Genomic DNA, 15,730 nt, shown 5'->3' with positions numbered 1-15,730 from the left:
GCAGCCGATTTACTGCACTAAATCTGACAGTTTATACGTTAACGTCTGTTCCGCCGTCGCCAGTGTCAACTGGTTGGCGGTTAAGTCTACCTGCGCGCCTTTCCTGAGCATGGTGCTGATGGTGTTATCCAGTTCGTTTAACTGCGGATCGGCACACATCATGCGCGTCATCGCCATCTCTTTCACTTTCAGTTCGCCGTCAGACAGTTTGCCTTCGCCGGAGAAGCGATTACACATTTTTCCCGAAACCGTCATCTTTTCACCAAAACTGAGTTCCGGGGGATTTTTACTGGCGGGGAACGGCTTACCGTTAACGCTCTCAAGAACAAAACGGTGGTGCTGAAGCTGATCGCTGTTAACGGACACTTTGCTGTTACTCACACAACCAGCCATTAGCATGCTGAGTGCTACCAGCGTGACGATTTTTTGCATGACGGTTCTCTACATTCGATAATGGGGAATATTTACCATAATAATAATATGGTCAGATAAATCATTGGTGATTATCTGAAAATGCTCCCCTGACGGCAGGGGAGCGAAAAGGTTAGAACAGTGCGTTCGGGCAGGTTTCGCCGTTGGAAAGTTGATTCAGGTTCTGTAACGTCGTTTCAGAAATGCTGATCAACGCTTCAGCCGTCAGGAAGGCCTGATGTCCCGTGAACAGCACGTTATGGCAGGCTGAAAGGCGACGGAAAACGTCATCCTGAATCACATCATTCGATTTGTCTTCAAAGAACAGATCGCGTTCGTTCTCGTAAACGTCCATCCCCAGTGAACCAATTTTCTGGTTTTTCAACGCGTCGATTGCCGCCTGGGAATCGATCAGCGCGCCACGACTGGTGTTAATGACCATCACGCCATTTTTCATTTGATCAAATGCAGCGTGGTTGAGCAAATGGTAGTTCTCCGGCGTTAACGGACAGTGCAGGGAGATCACGTCCGATTCGGCAAACAGCGTGGGCAGGTCGACGTACTCGACGCCCAGTTCAAGGGCTGCTGCGCTGGGATAGGGATCAAACGCCAGCAGACGCATGCCAAACCCTTTCAGAATACGCAGCGTGGCAACGCCAATTTTCCCCGTACCGATTACCCCGGCGGTTTTACCGTGCATCGTAAAACCGGTCAGACCTTCCAGAGAGAAGTTCGCATCACGGGTGCGCTGATAAGCGCGGTGGATACGACGGTTGAGCGTCATCATCATGCCTATCGCATGTTCAGCCACGGCTTCAGGAGAATAGGCCGGGACACGCACAACCTGCAGCCCCAGTTCTTTTGCCGCATCCAGATCCACATTATTGAACCCGGCACAACGCAAGGCGATGTACTTAACGCCATGCTTTTTCAGCTCTTCCAGCACCGGACGGCTGCCGTCATCGTTAACAAAAATACACACCGCTTCGCAGCCATACGCCGTTTTTGCTGTTTTTTCGGTCAGCAGAAAGTCAAAAAATTCAAGTTCAAAACCAAATTCCTCGTTAACCTGCTGCAAGTACTTCTTGTCGTACTGTTTAGTGCTATAGATAGCGAGTTTCATAAGACTTTCTCCAGTGATAATGGCTTCACATTAACATGATTAAAATTATCTTACAAAATCTAAAAAGTAATTGATAGACATAGACATAATGAATAATTCTAGAGCATCTGTAGTCCATGCACGTAGCTCATTAAAATCAGATCGCGTTCTTTACTTTCGACACCCAGAGAAAGCGCCACAGGCATTCGTTGATGTGATTCGGGTTGTTGACGGAGGGGGAAGGTGAGCCTCCATTCAGGAGAATGGAGGCTGTGGCAAATTAACTATCACACGGTGCTTTGCGACATCAGGGCCTGGGGAAAGACGACAGCCTGATTGCGCCCCTGGTTTTTTGCCATATAGAGTGCGCGATCTGCCCAATCAGCGAGTTGCTCGGCAGCCACCGCACAATCACCAGAAGAAACGATACCCAGGCTGACAGTGATGGTTCGTGGGAAATCACCGTTCGTTGTTGCAGGGGTTGCCTGCTCTATCTGTTTTCGCATCCTTTCGGCAATATTTTGCGCACTTTCTGAATCACAGTCAGGGAGTAGAATCGCAAACTCCTCACCCCCAATTCTGGCAACGATATCGCGCTCCCGAACCAGACTTACCATTAATTCTGCAAGTTTGATAATGACTCTGTCTCCCTGCAAATGCCCCCACGTATCATTCACTGATTTGAAATGATCAATATCGCAAAAAATGATACTGAGTGGCTTTTGTGGGTGAACGCTTTTGATTTCATGGCTTAGCGAATTATAAAAAAATCCGCGATTAAACAGGCGGGTCATGGGATCGCGAACTGAATTCTCGTACGAAAGCTCATAGGCCTGGCGTGACGCTTTAAAGCGATGGAATATATCGGACATTAATACGGTCATCACCGCCATTGAACTCAGGCATTCCACTCCCCGGGCCAGATACCAGCCAGCTGAGTTCATATAGGAATATTTAAATAACGTAGTAAAAATCAGTAGGTTGCTCAACGCCACGAGAGACATGCTAAGCCAGAACTGGTTTTTTAGTTGAGTCAGGCTGAGGATAAAGTACACGATACCTACCCAAAGTGAGATAAAAAAGCAGATAACCAATCCGTGCCAGGGAAATAACCACTCGAAGGTGACAGGATCGATCAGTAGTAAAGACAGTGGCAGTGTATTGGTTGAATAAAGAACAGCGACTACCAGATGTAAAATGCACCAGAGGAAAACGGAACAAACAATAACTTTTTGATATTTTTGTTGGTTTTTTTCTTTTTTATATAAATATAGGGCGACGATAAACAAACCGGTAGTGAGCGTTGTTCGCAGAGTATGTAATATAGCAATGTCATTAAAAATGATACTCTTAGGAACTGAATGTGCGAAATAAATGTAGAGTGCAATAAATAAAAGTATCCCTGAACTATGAAACGCGCATGCCAGGGGCAGTAGATGTTTGTTTTTACGGTAGCTTAAATAATTCATTATCATAAAGCTACCTATCTGGATGTACAGGGCACCCGTAAAAGTGGCAATGATTGGGTAGAGTGAAAGCGCGTAATGGTTGTTGTTTAAAGGCGTGAGCCACAGAAGCAAGAATGCACTGATAGATAATAGTGAAAAAAGCGTTATATTATTTTTGTGTTTTGTTTGCAATGAAGTGATCATGATGATGCTCAATAAAAGATATCATAATATTATGTCAATTTTACATATTACATTTTTGATTAAATTTGCTTTTTTTTCGGACTAAATTAAGTTTGCTATCTGTATAAAAAGATGCTGAGGCATCTGTGGATCGTTTGTTTGTTTTTTTGCCCTTATATATTAAAGCGATACTGAAACCAGACGTGTTCAGAATAACGCCTCCACCACTCGCCGTCGTAGCGTCTTAATCCGCCTTGTACGGTTTACTCCCTTCATAGCGAGTCGGGTAAAGATGAGAGATGGGCTACGTGGTACTCACAGGCAACCGATTCCGGAATGAATGATAAGCAGCCCAAAAAACTGATCGAAGAATACTCCTGCGACTGTATCGCTCAGTGTACATCCCGCGGCGCTTGCGTTGATGTTCACCGTCAATGAGAGAATTGGGGTTCTGGAAAGCGCTTCAGGAATCGCACTTATCTGGCGTCAGATATCCAGATTCTGGGGGTCTCTGGGGGGCTTGTGGGGTATTTGGCAGCAAAATTGCACACTATTGCCGCGAGGGCCTTAAGTGCTATGTACCTGATTAATTAGATATCTTTATGAAAAATCTGTATTCTATAAATACTACATATAATTCAAGAGCATCTATCCTTATTAGTGGCGCCTTGTTCAAGTGAACCATCAAACATGCCACAATACGGGCCTTAACCGGCTATATTTTTCGCTAAATCAGGACATTAACTACCCATGAAGGGTAAATATAAAGCCGTTCTCGCACTACTTCTATTATTGACCCTGATACCGCTGACGTTGATTATGACGCTGGGGTTATGGGTTCCCACACTGGCAGGGATCTGGCTGCCCGTGGGTACGCGTATCGCGTTGGATAAGAGTCCGCGTCTTACGCGTGATGGATTACACATTCCTGAACTGCGCTATCTGGTCGGCGACTGCCAGTTAGCGAAGGTGACCGAGGCCGGGCTTTCTCACCCGAGCCGCTGGCGGTTAAATGTTGGCGCAATCGAGCTTGATTCAGCCTGTCTGGCAAAACTCCCCGAGGCCACACAATCACCGGCTGCCCCCAAAACGCTGGCTGAATGGCAGTCGATGCTGCCCAATACCTGGATTAATATCGATAAAATTATCCTTTCGCCCTGGCAGGAGTGGCAGGGGAAACTGTCGGTCTCTCTGACGCCCACTCTCCAGCAACTTCGTTATCAGGGCGATAAAGTCACATTCCAGGGTCACCTGCGCGGGCAGACGCTCACCGTCAGTGAACTGGAAGTGTCGGCTTTCGAGCAGCAGCCGCCGGTGAAACTGGTTGGGGAGTTCACTCTGCCGCTCGTGCCCGATGGGCTGCCCGTGAGCGGCCATGCCGTGACCACACTCAGTTTGCCGCAAGAACCCTCGTTGGTGGATGCCGAAATTGACTGGCAGGACAACGCCGGTCAACTGGTGGTGATGGCGCGCGATAATCCGGATCCGCTGCTGGATCTTCCCTGGGAAGTGACGCGTCAACAGTTCACCATTAGCGACGGGCGCTGGGCGTGGCCGTACCAGGGCTTTCCGCTCAGCGGGCGGATGGGACTCAAAATAGAGAACTGGCAGGCCGGACCCGAAAATGCGCTCGTGAGCGGGCGGTTGAATGTGCTGACCCAGGGCGATGCGGGGAAAGGGAACGCGGTGCTGACGTTCGGACCGGGGAAACTCAGCATGGATAACAGTGAGATGCCCTTGCAGGTCACCGGGGAAGCGAAACAGGGCGATCTGATTTTCTACGCCATTTTGCCTGCACAACTCACCGGGAGTCTGGCCGCGCCGCAACTGGACTTCGCGCCAGGCGCATTGCTGCGTTCCCGTGGCCGGGTCATCGATTCTCTGGATATTGATGAGATCCGCTGGCCGCTGGCGGGCGTGAAGGTGACGCCGCGTGGGGTCGACGGCCGTTTGCAGGCTATCTTGCGCGCACACGAAAACAAAATGGGCGATTTTGTTCTGCACCTGGATGGCATGGCCAATGACTTTCTTCCGGATGCGGGGCGTTGGCAGTGGCGCTACTGGGGAACGGGCAGTTTTACCCCGATGCATGCCCACTGGGACGTCGCCGGTCGTGGCGAGTGGCATGACGAAACGATCACCCTCACCGATCTGTCTACCGGATTTGACCAACTGCAGTACGGCACCATGAAGGTGGACAGCCCGCGTCTGATCCTTGAACACCCGGTTGTGTGGGTTCGCGACGCGAAGAAACCCGCCTTTAGCGGCGCATTGTCCTTTGATGCGGGGAAAACAACCTTTACCGGCGGCAGTGTGTTACCGCCTTCAACGTTGAAATTCAGTGTCGAAGGCCGCGATCCGACGTTTTTCCAATATAAAGGCGATCTGCACGCGGGGGCAATCGGCCCGGTACGGGTGATCGGGCGCTGGGATGGCGTGCGTCTGCGCGGGCAGGCCTGGTGGCCAAAGCAGTCACTGACGGTCTTTCAGCCGTTAATACCGCCTGAATGGAAGATGAAATTACGCGAAGGCGAGCTGTATGCGCAGATAGCGTTCTCCGCCGCGCAAGAGCAGGGTTTTGAAGCGGGCGGTCACGGCGTGCTGAAAGGCGGTAGTGCGTGGATGCCTGACAACGAAATCAATGGCGTGGATTTTGTGCTGCCGTTTCGTTTTAGCGCAGGCGTCTGGCAACTGGGTACGCGGGGGCCGGTGTCGTTGCGTATAGCAGAAGTCATCAACCAGGTGACGGCGAAAAATATTACGGCCGACCTGCAGGGGAATTATCCCTGGAGCGAAGAGGATCCTCTGCTGTTAAGCGATGTCAGCGTCGATGTGTTGGGCGGGAAAGTCACCATGCAGCAGTTGCGGATGCCACAGCACGAGCCGGCACTCCTGCGGGTACAGAATATCTCGTCAAGCGAGCTTATCAGCGCGGTCAATCCTAAACAGTTTGCCATGTCCGGTCCGGTGAGCGGTGCGTTACCGCTGTGGTTAAACAATGAAAAATGGATCATCAAAGATGGCTGGCTGACGAATCCTGGCCCCATGACTTTGCGAATTGATAAAGACACTGCCGATGCCGTGGTCAAAGACAATATGGCTGCGGGTGCCGCGATCAACTGGCTACGTTATATGGAAATTGCCCATTCCTGGACGAAAATCAATTTAGATAATCTGGGAGTATTAACCATGCAGGCGACGATTGCAGGCAGCAGTCGCGTTGATGGAAAAGTGGGACGGGTAAATCTGAACTACACCCATGAAGAAAATGTGTTTACGCTCTGGCGCAGTCTGCGTTTTGGCGACAATTTACAGGCATGGCTAGAACAAAATACAGCGTTGCCAGAAACCCATTGCCCGGAAGGCAAGGAATGTGAGGAACCACAATGAAAATGATGACTGCCATGCTGGCGCTGTGTGCCTCTGCGTTAGTGACCGGCTGTACGCCCCGTATTGAAGTTGCCGCGCCGAAGGAACCGATAACCATTAATATGAATGTCAAAATTGAACATGAAATTCATATCAAAGTGGATAAAGACGTGGAAAGCTTACTGAAGTCGCGCAGCGATTTATTCTGAGGTCATGATGAAAAAACAGCTAACACTGACGGTGCTTATTCTGAGTTTGCTGAGCGGCAATGTGATGGCGTTGACTCTCAACGATGCCCGAACCCAGGGGCGCGTCGGGGAAACGTTGAATGGCTATCTGGTCGCGCTGAAAAACGACGCGGAAACGCAAACGCTGGTGAAAAAGATCAATGAGGCGCGCAGCGCCAGCTACCAACAACTGGCCGAAACCAATCATATTCCGGTTGATCAAGTGGCGAAAATGGCAGGGCAAAAACTGGTCGACCGTGCGAAGCCCGGCGAGTATGTTCAGGGCATCAACGGGAAATGGTTGCAAAAATAATCAGCGATAGCGCTTACGGTATTCTCCCGGCGAAATGCCGAAGCGCTGCTTAAACGCCGTCGAAAAATGGCTATGATCTGTAAATCCCCAGGCATAGCCAATACCCGCCAGCTTCTCTTCTCCGTTGGCCGTACGCAGCATTTGGGCGCAAAGATCAAGACGGCGATTTTTAATGTATTGCGCCACCACCAGACCTTTATCCGCGAACATGCGGTATAAACTGCGTACCGACATACCACTCTCGGTGGCGACCCATTCCGGGCGTAGCGTCTCTGACTGAATATGCGCGTCGATCAGCGACAATACATTGCGAAACTGCCGCTCTTTACGCGGCTGCACGGTCTCCTGCTGTTGCAGGACCGGCCGTAACAGACACACTATCGCTTCCAGCGCCGCTTCGCTTTCTGTCTCGCTCATGCCCGTGTTGCTCATGCTTTCCTGCAAAAGTCGGTGACTCAGTTGCACGGTAGGCAGATCCCGCGAGAGCTTTTGCGCACAGCTGACTTCCTGAAAGCGAAAGTGTTGTTCGAGCATCTGCCGTGGCAGCAACAGTGAAACCTGACGGGCTTTTGCCGGCCAGTAAAAAGAGCAGGGGCGCGAGGCGTCAATGAGCGTAATGTCGCCGGTTTCAAGTTCAATCTGGCGATCGTCCTGTTCCATCACGGCCTTACCGTCGAGCTGGAACACGGTATAAAACCAGGCGTCATTGCTGTGCTTAATTTCCTGGCGGGTTCGGAACAGATTTACCCCTCCCACCGTGACCGTGCTTAACTTCAGATTGTTCGCAAAACTGGATTCCAGTTCGCCAACAAATTCTCCCGCCAATGGGCGGGCGGCAAAACTGCCGCAAACCTGATTGATCTGCGCCAGCCACTGTTCGTATTGGTCTTTCTCGCTCACACCAGCCATTTTTATCTCGCTGCCTTATGCATTGTTTTATTTCTGTTGCGTTAATGTTGCAAATAGCAAGGGCGTTGTGGGTGACTATAGGAAATAACGCTCGCCGGGCATAGCGTTTGTAAGGGTTATTCTTGGTATTTGCGGAGCCTGTCACAGCAAACAAAGCGATTGTCACAGAGCAAAAAGCCGGTTTCGTGAAGGCGGCATAGACTGTCTGGACAACCTGCAATACTAAGGAGAATGTATGTCTGATACACAGGTCACCGTCCTCGCAGCGGTACAACACTTTCTGGACAGGCAGCATGGGCTCTGGATTGATGGGCGCCAGACGCCCTCCGATGGCGATAAGCGGCTTAGTCTCTACAACCCGGCCACCGGTGAGGTAATCGGCTCAACGGCAGACGCCAGCATCGCCGATGTCGATCGCGCGGTGATGTCCGGCTGGCGTGCTTTTGTTTCTCGCACCTGGGCAGGAAAATTACCCGCTGAACGTGAGCGAATCCTGCTGCGTTTCGCCGATCTGGTCGAACAGCACAGCGAGGAGCTGGCGCAGCTCGAAACGCTGGAGCAGGGGAAATCGATCGCGATTGCCCGGGCCTTCGAAGTCGGTTGCACGCTGAACTGGATGCGCTATACCTCCGGGTTAACGACCAAAATTGCCGGTAAAACGCTGGACCTTTCGATTCCGCTGCCGCAGGGCGCGCGTTATCAGGCCTGGACGCGCAAAGAGCCGGTGGGGGTGGTCGCCGGGATTGTGCCGTGGAACTTCCCGCTGATGATCGGAATGTGGAAAGTGATGCCTGCGCTGGCGGCAGGATGCTCAATCGTTATCAAACCTTCTGAAACCACGCCGCTCACGCTACTGCGCGTCGCGGAACTGGCGACAGAAGCGGGGATCCCGGATGGCGTCTTCAACGTGGTAACTGGCAGCGGCGCGGTGTGTGGCGCAGCGTTAACCACCCATCCGCATATCGCGAAAGTCAGCTTTACGGGTTCTACGGCGACGGGTAAAAACATCGCGCGTTCGGCGGCAGACCGGCTGACGGGCGTGACGCTGGAATTAGGCGGTAAAAACCCGGCGATTGTACTGAAAGATGCCGACCCGCAGTGGGTGATTGAAGGTCTGATGACCGGAAGCTTCCTGAATCAGGGACAAGTGTGTGCGGCCAGTTCGCGTATTTACATTGAAGCCCCGCTATTTGACACACTGGTGAGCGGCTTTGAGCAGGCCGTCAAATCGTTGACCATCGGGCCGGGAATGTCGCTACAGGCGCAGATTAACCCGCTGGTTTCCCGGGCGCACTGCGACAAAGTACAGACCTTCCTCGATGATGCCCGTGCCAACCACGCGGAACTTATCTCTGGCGCGACTGTACCGGACGCGAAAGGCTACTACGTGACGCCGACGCTGGTGGTGAACCCGGATGCGAAACTGCGCCTGACGCGAGAAGAAGTGTTCGGCCCGGTCGTTAACCTCGTACGCGTGGCGGATGGCGAAGAAGCGCTTCAACTGGCCAACGATACGGAATACGGTCTGACGGCGAGTGTCTGGACGCAAAATATCAGCAAAGCGCTGGAATACACTGACCGTTTACAGGCTGGAACGGTGTGGGTTAACAGCCATACGCTGATCGATGCCAACCTGCCGTTTGGCGGAATGAAACAGTCCGGTACCGGGCGTGATTTCGGCCCTGACTGGCTGGACGGCTGGTGTGAAACCAAGTCGGTGTGCGTACGTTATTAATCTCTGAACGGGTGCCCGGTAGCGTGTAGTTTACCGGGCACCTAACCCTTTTTGAAGCTGGTATATTCCTCTGCCATTACCATCCTGAGAAAGTCGTCCCGCCAGGTGTTTTTTATTTTTGCATTCCATGCAACGCCGATATGCCATCGAATTTGTTTTTCTGCAGGCTTAATAAGTTTTACTTCCGCTGGCAAAAAGTGCCGGACACTCTCAGGTAAAAAGGCGATTCCGTTCCCACCCGCAACCAATGCTAAAAGCGTCGTCATATCATCCGTTACCGGGACTGGATTTGCATTAAGCTGATTATTTTGCAGGAACAATGCGGTTTGCTCTGCAAGACAAGGACTGGTAGATGGATCTAACTGGAGCAACGAATATGTTGATAGGAGATCCTGAATATTCATAAATTCAATATTACTCTCTGACGGTACCGCGAGAGCGAGTATTTCTTCATGAATAATATGCGAAGACAGACCTTCAGTAACCGGCATTCGAACAAATCCGACATGGAGATTTCCTTCCAGCAGCATCTCCATCTGTACACTGGAGTGAAGTTGATTAATGACCACTTCACATTCAGGAAATTGTTGGCGAAATCGATTTATCCATACGGGAACCTTATGAAAGGACGAAATCCCAAACCCCATTAATAACTTTTCATTATTTTTTATAGTGATTTCTTTGGCATAACTCAGAAAATCAGCATGGGCTTGCAAAAGCGTATTCGCCCTGGGCAAAAGCTGTGTTCCGAATACGGTCAACGTTGCACCGTGGCGGCCGCGCAGGAAAAGCGGTCCACCAGTCAATGTTTCCAGCATCTGTATCTGCTTTGACAGCGCGGGTTGTGTAATAAAAAGTGCTTTCGCAGCATCACTGTAACGACCTTTATTCGCTAACGTAACAAAAGCACGCAACAGTTTTATATCTATTCCTTTCATTTATCGAATCCTGAAAAAATGGAATTATACCCGTACCCATAATGAGCACATGATATCAATCCAGGCTGATCAAGAAATCTGTTCTTTCGTCTCTGATTTTAACAACGTTGTCGCTACAGCCTTATAGAAATAAGTGATACTCCTAATAAGGGATTTATTCATGAATAATTATACAACCAGCATTGTAGCCGTACTATTTGATATGGATGGAGTGCTCATCGATTCAAATGCGGTTATAGAAAGAGCCTGGAGTGAAGCGGCTGAAATGTATGGGAAAACAATTTCCGCAGACGATATGGTCAAACATATTCACGGACAACCCGGTCCCCATACTCTTCAGACGCTTTTTAACGACCTGCCACTGAGCGATCGGCAAAAAGTTCAGGCTCATATTATTCATACTGAAAATACAGCAAACTACGACCCCATCCCTGGCGTGGCAAAACTCATTACAGCATTGCACGCGGCAGGAATTTGCGTTGGCATTGTGACCAGCGGCTGGAGAGAGAAAATTGATCGCGTGATGGACATGCTGCAGATTCAGTCCTGCATTTCAGTTATTGTCGAACGGGATGATGTCACACGGGGAAAGCCATTTCCTGAACCATATCTTCTCGCCGCTAAACGCCTCGCTATTCCAGCCGGGAAAACAATCGTATTTGAAGATTCCAGAAGTGGTGTAACTTCTGCTGTTTCAGCAGGCACTTTTTGCGTTGGAATCGGTAGCGAGGAACTAATTGCCTGCGGTGCCAAACTTGCGATACCTGATTTCACTGGGGTTGACGTCATACCACGACGGGAGGGTGACGTGGCTATTTCATTTTGTCAGGGGCATGTTTTGATAATGGAAAAATTAGCCGCACCGCGCTGAGGTCAAAAAAGGAAAATACAAATGAAAACAGTATTTCCTGTCACATCTTTTTTCTGTTGCCGATAGGGATATCATTTCAGGGCTGGCAGAGGGACATGAACCGCGTTGTTTTGAGTGAAGTGACCGCCGGGGCGGTCACTTCGCCTGACTTACTTCTCTTTCTTCGCCCCTAACGACGGCGTTTCGTCAAAGAAGTTCCACGGTTTCAACAGGGTATGAACCCACTCGGTTGGCATAATCGGCCACTCTTCCGCGCGGGCAACGTGGGTAGTGCCGGTTGTCATCCAGACCACGGTGTCGGTATTGTCCAGCGACTCGTTGTCTTTGGTGTACTCGCCAAGCCCCGTATCATGCGTTGAACGGTTCGGGTATTTGCCTTCCGGGAAACGTTCATCGGCATGGTAACGCGTGACCCACAGCTGTTTGTCCATAAAGCTCAGACGGTGGTAGATCCACTCATCCGGGGCGAATTTCGCGCCTGTCGCCACAGGGTGGGTACCGCCAGCGTAAGGAATGATCTGATAGGAGACCGGGTTGCCCATGCGGTTTTCTTTGTTGGTGTTACTCAGTAAACGGATGGTGCCTGGGTCAAACTTCTGCGCGGCATCTTTCTCATTACTGATATTGTACTGATCAATCTGCATGGTGCTGGTACGCGGCCCGCCAGCGGTGTTGGGTTTCACCACCGGATCCATGGCCACCAGGCTGTTATTCTCGCCATCGACGTCTAAGTCCAGGCGGAAGTTATAAATATGCTGATGGGTGGTACCGACAATATTGTGATCGATAAGCGTCCCGTAACGGGTATCGTCTTTCGCGCTCGGATCGTGCATCGTTTTCGCTTGTACGCCTTTCACCGCTTCAATCCCGGTGGCGCCAGCATCAATACCGATAGTGCCGTTCTGATGGAAAACCCAGTCAAAAATGTAGTCATAGTTGCCGACGGTACTGATCCAACGCACCACCAGTTCACGACGTTCAGTACTGACGTTAGGTTGCCCCATCTCCTGGTGCTTATATTCCGGGCCCGCGTAGCGCTCAAAAATAGCCACGGCGCGCGGGATCTCGGTCGGTTTACCGGTATAGTCCGCGATAGTTTCATTCAGCAGTACGGCGTTGCCTGGCGCATCTTTACCGCGCTCGATAGGCGAGGTCAGTGTCCCCATCCCGTAATCGCCGGAATCAAGATAGGCTTTAAAATACCAGCCAATGTCCGGGTCGCCGTAAGGCACGATCATGCCGCCGAGCGATCCTTCGTACATCACTTTGCGCTTCTTACCATTATCGTTAAACGTGACGGTTGAAATGATCGGTCCGACGCGCGAATTCAGGCGCAGGTGGAAGTCCCAGTTTTGCCAGTGGATCATGTCGCCAGTAATGGTGTAGTTCTTGCCTTCAGGTTCGACGATTTGCAGCGGTTTTACCGTCGGGGCATGGCGATCGCGACCGTCATACGCACGCGGCGTCAACGGAACCGGAATCACCGGGCCATCTTCAATTTTGATGATTTTCTTCTGCTCAAGATCGACCACGGCGACGAGGTTTTCAATTGGATGCGCCCAGTAGTTACCGTCGCCGACATCCAGGTAGCTGATCACTTTCAGTAAACGTGCATCCTGTTTTAAGCCATCTTTACCGTCAAAGTAGCCGACGGTCAGCGGGGTGGTGATCACTTTTTTCGGGTCGGTGATGCCGTGTTTTGCCAGCGCCTGGGCATACTCTTCGCTGCCATTAATCACGTTTTGTACGGTAGCGAAATCGTCCAGCAAGACCATGCCGTGGGCATCTTTGATGGGAGTCCAGGATTCAATCTTTTTGTCATCCAGGGAGACCACGCCTTCAATGATGTTTTTGCCATCCAGCATGATGACATCGGCCTTACGGGGCTGTTTCACCGGGGTTCCGTTCAGGGCGAAATCCCAGACTTCCTCTTTATTCGGCTCACGCAGTGAAATTTCGGTAAAGCGGGTATTCGGTTTGAAATCAGGCGAAGTTTTGACGATCTCGACGGCCTGTTTGATCTCGTCGGCGGTCAACGAGTTAAGCGGGTGGGGGCGCTTCTCGACCTGGAAGGTTTGATCCAGATCGGACTGAAAAACTTCATTAATGAAGCCGTCGGAGATCCAGGCTTTTTTATTCTTCATCACCACCGGAACCTGTAACGTCAGGGATTTACCATTGACGATGGCCGTTTTCGCTCCCGGCTTAACTTTAACGAAAGCGCCGTCTTTGCTGATGGTAAACATCTGCGCGTAGTCATCCCACTGCACATCTGCGCCAAAATCCTGCAGGGTTTTTGTCATTGGCAGCATATGTGCTTCACTGCCATGTGCGAATGCCTGCGACTGCCAGGAGCACAGCAGGGCGACAGCCAACGCCAGCGCTGTTTTGCGGGGAGTCAGGTCCATATATAACCTCGTCTTGTTGTGTTGTTCTGCGTTTGTGACCGCTTTTGTGCGCGGTTTATCTATCGCTAACATAGCAATATGGCTGTGGAAACGGTTTGCTTGCATTTGCCAGGTTATTTGTCAGATTTGCCAGATACCGGCCAACCGATGGCAGACGCGGGACGATGACGCTCACTTGTTATCATTTTTTTGCGAGTCATTTCGGAAATACTCACCGCCAGGGTGAAAAGCGTTAGCCCATTGTTAATACTTGATACACTATAGGGAAGTCTATCAATTATCAGGGAAAGGTAATGACGCTTTATCAGATAAAACCCGCGTTTCAGGCACTTCTGCGTCCACTGATGTTCTGGCTGAACCGACGCCATGTGACGGCGAATCACGTTACTCTTGCCGCAATGGCGCTTTCCCTGGTCACCGGGGCGATATTGAGTTACTTCCCCGAGCCAAAACTGTTTTTCCTGCTGCCCGTTGTACTGTTTGTCCGCATGGCGCTCAACGCGCTGGACGGTATGCTGGCGCGAGAATGCCATCAACAATCTCGCCTGGGCGCTATTCTTAATGAAGTGGGCGATATCGTGTCAGATATTGCACTTTACCTGCCGTTTCTGTTTCTGCCCGCCAGTTCTCTGGCGCTGGTGTTGATGATGCTGTTCTGTGCAGCGATGACGGAATTCTGCGGCGTGCTGGTGCAAACCATTAACGGTGTTCGTAGCTACAGCGGTCCGTTGGGCAAAAGCGACAGGGCATTGGTGTTTGGCGCGTGGGGGCTGGCGCTGGCCATCTGGCCCCAGCTTGTGCAGTGGAACAACCTTGTCTGGGCGCTGGCGATAGCGCTGCTGTTGTGGACGGTGGTGAACCGTTGCCGGAGCGCATTGCGTGAAGAGGGGGCGAAATGATGTTGCTGGAAAAATCACTGGCGGTCATTTTTGCTCTGTTATCGCTGGCAACGGTGGTGAACATGTTGCTGGTGTGGCTACGCCCCGGCAAAGACTGGCGCGAGCTTACGTTACGTATCCGCACCTGGTGGGTCATTATCATCCTGTTTTCGCTGGCGATGTTAAGTCCGCACTGGCTGGCGCTGACCTTTTTCGCAATCGTCAGTTTTATGGCGTTAAAAGAGTTTTTGACGCTGGTGCCTTCGCGTCATTCCGATCGTATGCCGCTGTTATGGATGTTTATCGCCATTCCCATTAACTACTGGCTCATCGGCATTGGCTGGTACGGCATGTTTGTGGTGTTTATTCCGGTGTATGTCTTTTTATTTTTACCGGCGCGGATGGTGATTGCCGGTGATACGCAGGGATTTTTGCGTACCGCTTCTCAGCTTCACTGGAGTCTGATGACGACTGTGTTCGCCTTCAGTCACGTCGCCTTTCTGCTGGTGCTGCCTGCTGACGACAAACAGACCGGCGCGCTACTGGTTCTCTTTCTGGTCGGTTTAACGGAGTTTAACGACATCGCCCAGTACCTGTGGGGGAAATCCATCGGACGCATCAAGGTGACGCCGAAAGTCAGCCCCAATAAAACGCTGGCAGGACTGGTGGGCGGTGTGGCCACCACGGCGCTGGTGGCGCTGCTGCTCGGGCCATTACTCACGCCGTTAAGCTGGCCGATGGCGCTGCTTGCCGGGGTGATCATCGGGGTGACCGGTTTCTGTGGCGATGTGGTGATGTCGGCTATCAAGCGTGATATCGGCGTGAAAGACAGCGGGACGTTATTGCCCGGCCATGGTGGGATCCTCGACCGACTGGACTCGCTGATCTTCACGGCGCCGGTCTTTTTCCATTTTATTCGTTATTTTTGTTACTAACCT

Annotated in this window: 13 protein-coding genes; 7 read left to right on the top strand and 6 right to left on the bottom strand. The window is 51.2% G+C overall.

What is annotated here, in order from left to right; translation table 11 throughout:
- Nucleotides 1-9 precede the first annotated feature (9 nt).
- From hslJ to AC07UY_RS20390, 3 genes are all read right to left on the bottom strand, one after another.
- On the bottom strand, nt 10-432 hold the full coding sequence (gene hslJ / locus AC07UY_RS20400; protein ID WP_192612319.1) for a heat shock protein HslJ: 423 nt from the start codon (nt 430-432) through the stop codon (nt 10-12).
- A gap of 112 nt (nt 433-544) precedes the next feature.
- Nucleotides 545-1,534 (bottom strand): 2-hydroxyacid dehydrogenase, encoded by a 990-nt coding sequence (locus AC07UY_RS20395; protein ID WP_203361092.1) that lies wholly within the window; start codon nt 1,532-1,534, stop codon nt 545-547.
- A gap of 266 nt (nt 1,535-1,800) precedes the next feature.
- Nucleotides 1,801-3,165 carry a sensor domain-containing diguanylate cyclase gene (locus AC07UY_RS20390; protein ID WP_494701842.1) on the bottom strand — a complete coding sequence of 455 codons (1,365 nt, stop codon included), beginning with the start codon at nt 3,163-3,165 and terminating at the stop codon, nt 1,801-1,803.
- A gap of 729 nt (nt 3,166-3,894) precedes the next feature.
- On the opposite strand from AC07UY_RS20390, the gene AC07UY_RS20385 reads away from it, so the two are divergent.
- From AC07UY_RS20385 to AC07UY_RS20375, 3 genes are read left to right on the top strand one after another with little or no spacing between them, the layout of a single operon-like run.
- A complete protein-coding gene (locus AC07UY_RS20385; RefSeq protein ID WP_494701843.1) occupies nt 3,895-6,534 on the top strand; it encodes a YdbH family protein in 2,640 nt (879 codons plus the stop codon).
- Nucleotides 6,531-6,722 (top strand): YnbE family lipoprotein, encoded by a 192-nt coding sequence (locus AC07UY_RS20380; protein ID WP_203361095.1) that lies wholly within the window; start codon nt 6,531-6,533, stop codon nt 6,720-6,722. Before AC07UY_RS20385 ends, AC07UY_RS20380 begins: the two co-directional genes overlap by 4 nt.
- A 7-nt stretch (nt 6,723-6,729) precedes the next feature.
- Entirely contained in the window at nt 6,730-7,053 is a 324-nt protein-coding gene (locus tag AC07UY_RS20375) for a YdbL family probable chaperone protein (RefSeq protein WP_494660541.1), read from the top strand.
- Here the strand turns inward: AC07UY_RS20375 and feaR are convergent, their stop codons facing one another.
- Nucleotides 7,054-7,962, bottom strand: a complete 909-nt coding sequence (feaR, locus tag AC07UY_RS20370; RefSeq protein ID WP_494660540.1) for a transcriptional regulator FeaR — start codon at nt 7,960-7,962, stop codon at nt 7,054-7,056.
- Between the two features lie 235 nt (nt 7,963-8,197).
- Here feaR and AC07UY_RS20365 point away from each other — a divergent pair, with 235 nt between their 5' ends.
- Nucleotides 8,198-9,697, top strand: a complete 1,500-nt coding sequence (locus AC07UY_RS20365; RefSeq protein ID WP_494660539.1) for an aldehyde dehydrogenase family protein — start codon at nt 8,198-8,200, stop codon at nt 9,695-9,697.
- A 41-nt stretch (nt 9,698-9,738) separates the two neighbouring features.
- Here AC07UY_RS20365 and AC07UY_RS20360 read toward each other — a convergent pair whose 3' ends face one another.
- Nucleotides 9,739-10,635 (bottom strand): LysR family transcriptional regulator, encoded by an 897-nt coding sequence (locus AC07UY_RS20360; protein ID WP_494660538.1) that lies wholly within the window; start codon nt 10,633-10,635, stop codon nt 9,739-9,741.
- Between the two features lie 160 nt (nt 10,636-10,795).
- Between AC07UY_RS20360 and AC07UY_RS20355 the strand changes: the two genes are divergently transcribed.
- Nucleotides 10,796-11,506 (top strand): HAD family hydrolase, encoded by a 711-nt coding sequence (locus AC07UY_RS20355; protein WP_494660537.1) that lies wholly within the window; start codon nt 10,796-10,798, stop codon nt 11,504-11,506.
- Between the two features lie 149 nt (nt 11,507-11,655).
- Here AC07UY_RS20355 and tynA read toward each other — a convergent pair whose 3' ends face one another.
- Complete coding sequence (gene tynA, locus AC07UY_RS20350) at nt 11,656-13,914, bottom strand: primary-amine oxidase (protein WP_494660536.1); 2,259 nt, start codon at nt 13,912-13,914, stop codon at nt 11,656-11,658.
- A 293-nt stretch (nt 13,915-14,207) separates the two neighbouring features.
- On the opposite strand from tynA, the gene AC07UY_RS20345 reads away from it, so the two are divergent.
- Both AC07UY_RS20345 and AC07UY_RS20340 read left to right on the top strand, forming a co-directional pair.
- Nucleotides 14,208-14,813 carry a CDP-alcohol phosphatidyltransferase family protein gene (locus AC07UY_RS20345; protein WP_494701844.1) on the top strand — a complete coding sequence of 202 codons (606 nt, stop codon included), beginning with the start codon at nt 14,208-14,210 and terminating at the stop codon, nt 14,811-14,813.
- On the top strand, nt 14,810-15,727 hold the full coding sequence (locus AC07UY_RS20340) for a phosphatidate cytidylyltransferase (RefSeq protein ID WP_494701845.1): 918 nt from the start codon (nt 14,810-14,812) through the stop codon (nt 15,725-15,727). Before AC07UY_RS20345 ends, AC07UY_RS20340 begins: the two co-directional genes overlap by 4 nt.
- Nucleotides 15,728-15,730: the final 3 nt, after the last annotated feature.

It is taken from the genome of Citrobacter sp. GW821-FHT02E08 (assembly GCF_059421685.1).
The sequence above is the reverse complement of the archived record's forward strand: the minus strand, read 5'-3'. Positions and strand labels throughout refer to the sequence as shown.

What these genes read in the sequence shown, in the direction of transcription:
- hslJ (WP_192612319.1), bottom strand. Translation starts at nt 432, where the DNA reads ATGCAAAAAATCGTCACGCTGGTAGCACTCAGCATGCTAATGGCTGGT.
- AC07UY_RS20385 (WP_494701843.1), top strand. Translation starts at nt 3,895, where the DNA reads ATGAAGGGTAAATATAAAGCCGTTCTCGCACTACTTCTATTATTGACC.
- AC07UY_RS20360 (WP_494660538.1), bottom strand. Translation starts at nt 10,635, where the DNA reads ATGAAAGGAATAGATATAAAACTGTTGCGTGCTTTTGTTACGTTAGCG.
- AC07UY_RS20355 (WP_494660537.1), top strand. Translation starts at nt 10,796, where the DNA reads ATGAATAATTATACAACCAGCATTGTAGCCGTACTATTTGATATGGAT.
- AC07UY_RS20340 (WP_494701845.1), top strand. Translation starts at nt 14,810, where the DNA reads ATGATGTTGCTGGAAAAATCACTGGCGGTCATTTTTGCTCTGTTATCG.
- AC07UY_RS20365 (WP_494660539.1), top strand. Translation starts at nt 8,198, where the DNA reads ATGTCTGATACACAGGTCACCGTCCTCGCAGCGGTACAACACTTTCTG.
- AC07UY_RS20380 (WP_203361095.1), top strand. Translation starts at nt 6,531, where the DNA reads ATGAAAATGATGACTGCCATGCTGGCGCTGTGTGCCTCTGCGTTAGTG.
- AC07UY_RS20390 (WP_494701842.1), bottom strand. Translation starts at nt 3,165, where the DNA reads ATGATCACTTCATTGCAAACAAAACACAAAAATAATATAACGCTTTTT.
- AC07UY_RS20345 (WP_494701844.1), top strand. Translation starts at nt 14,208, where the DNA reads ATGACGCTTTATCAGATAAAACCCGCGTTTCAGGCACTTCTGCGTCCA.
- AC07UY_RS20395 (WP_203361092.1), bottom strand. Translation starts at nt 1,534, where the DNA reads ATGAAACTCGCTATCTATAGCACTAAACAGTACGACAAGAAGTACTTG.
- tynA (WP_494660536.1), bottom strand. Translation starts at nt 13,914, where the DNA reads ATGGACCTGACTCCCCGCAAAACAGCGCTGGCGTTGGCTGTCGCCCTG.
- feaR (WP_494660540.1), bottom strand. Translation starts at nt 7,962, where the DNA reads ATGGCTGGTGTGAGCGAGAAAGACCAATACGAACAGTGGCTGGCGCAG.
- AC07UY_RS20375 (WP_494660541.1), top strand. Translation starts at nt 6,730, where the DNA reads ATGAAAAAACAGCTAACACTGACGGTGCTTATTCTGAGTTTGCTGAGC.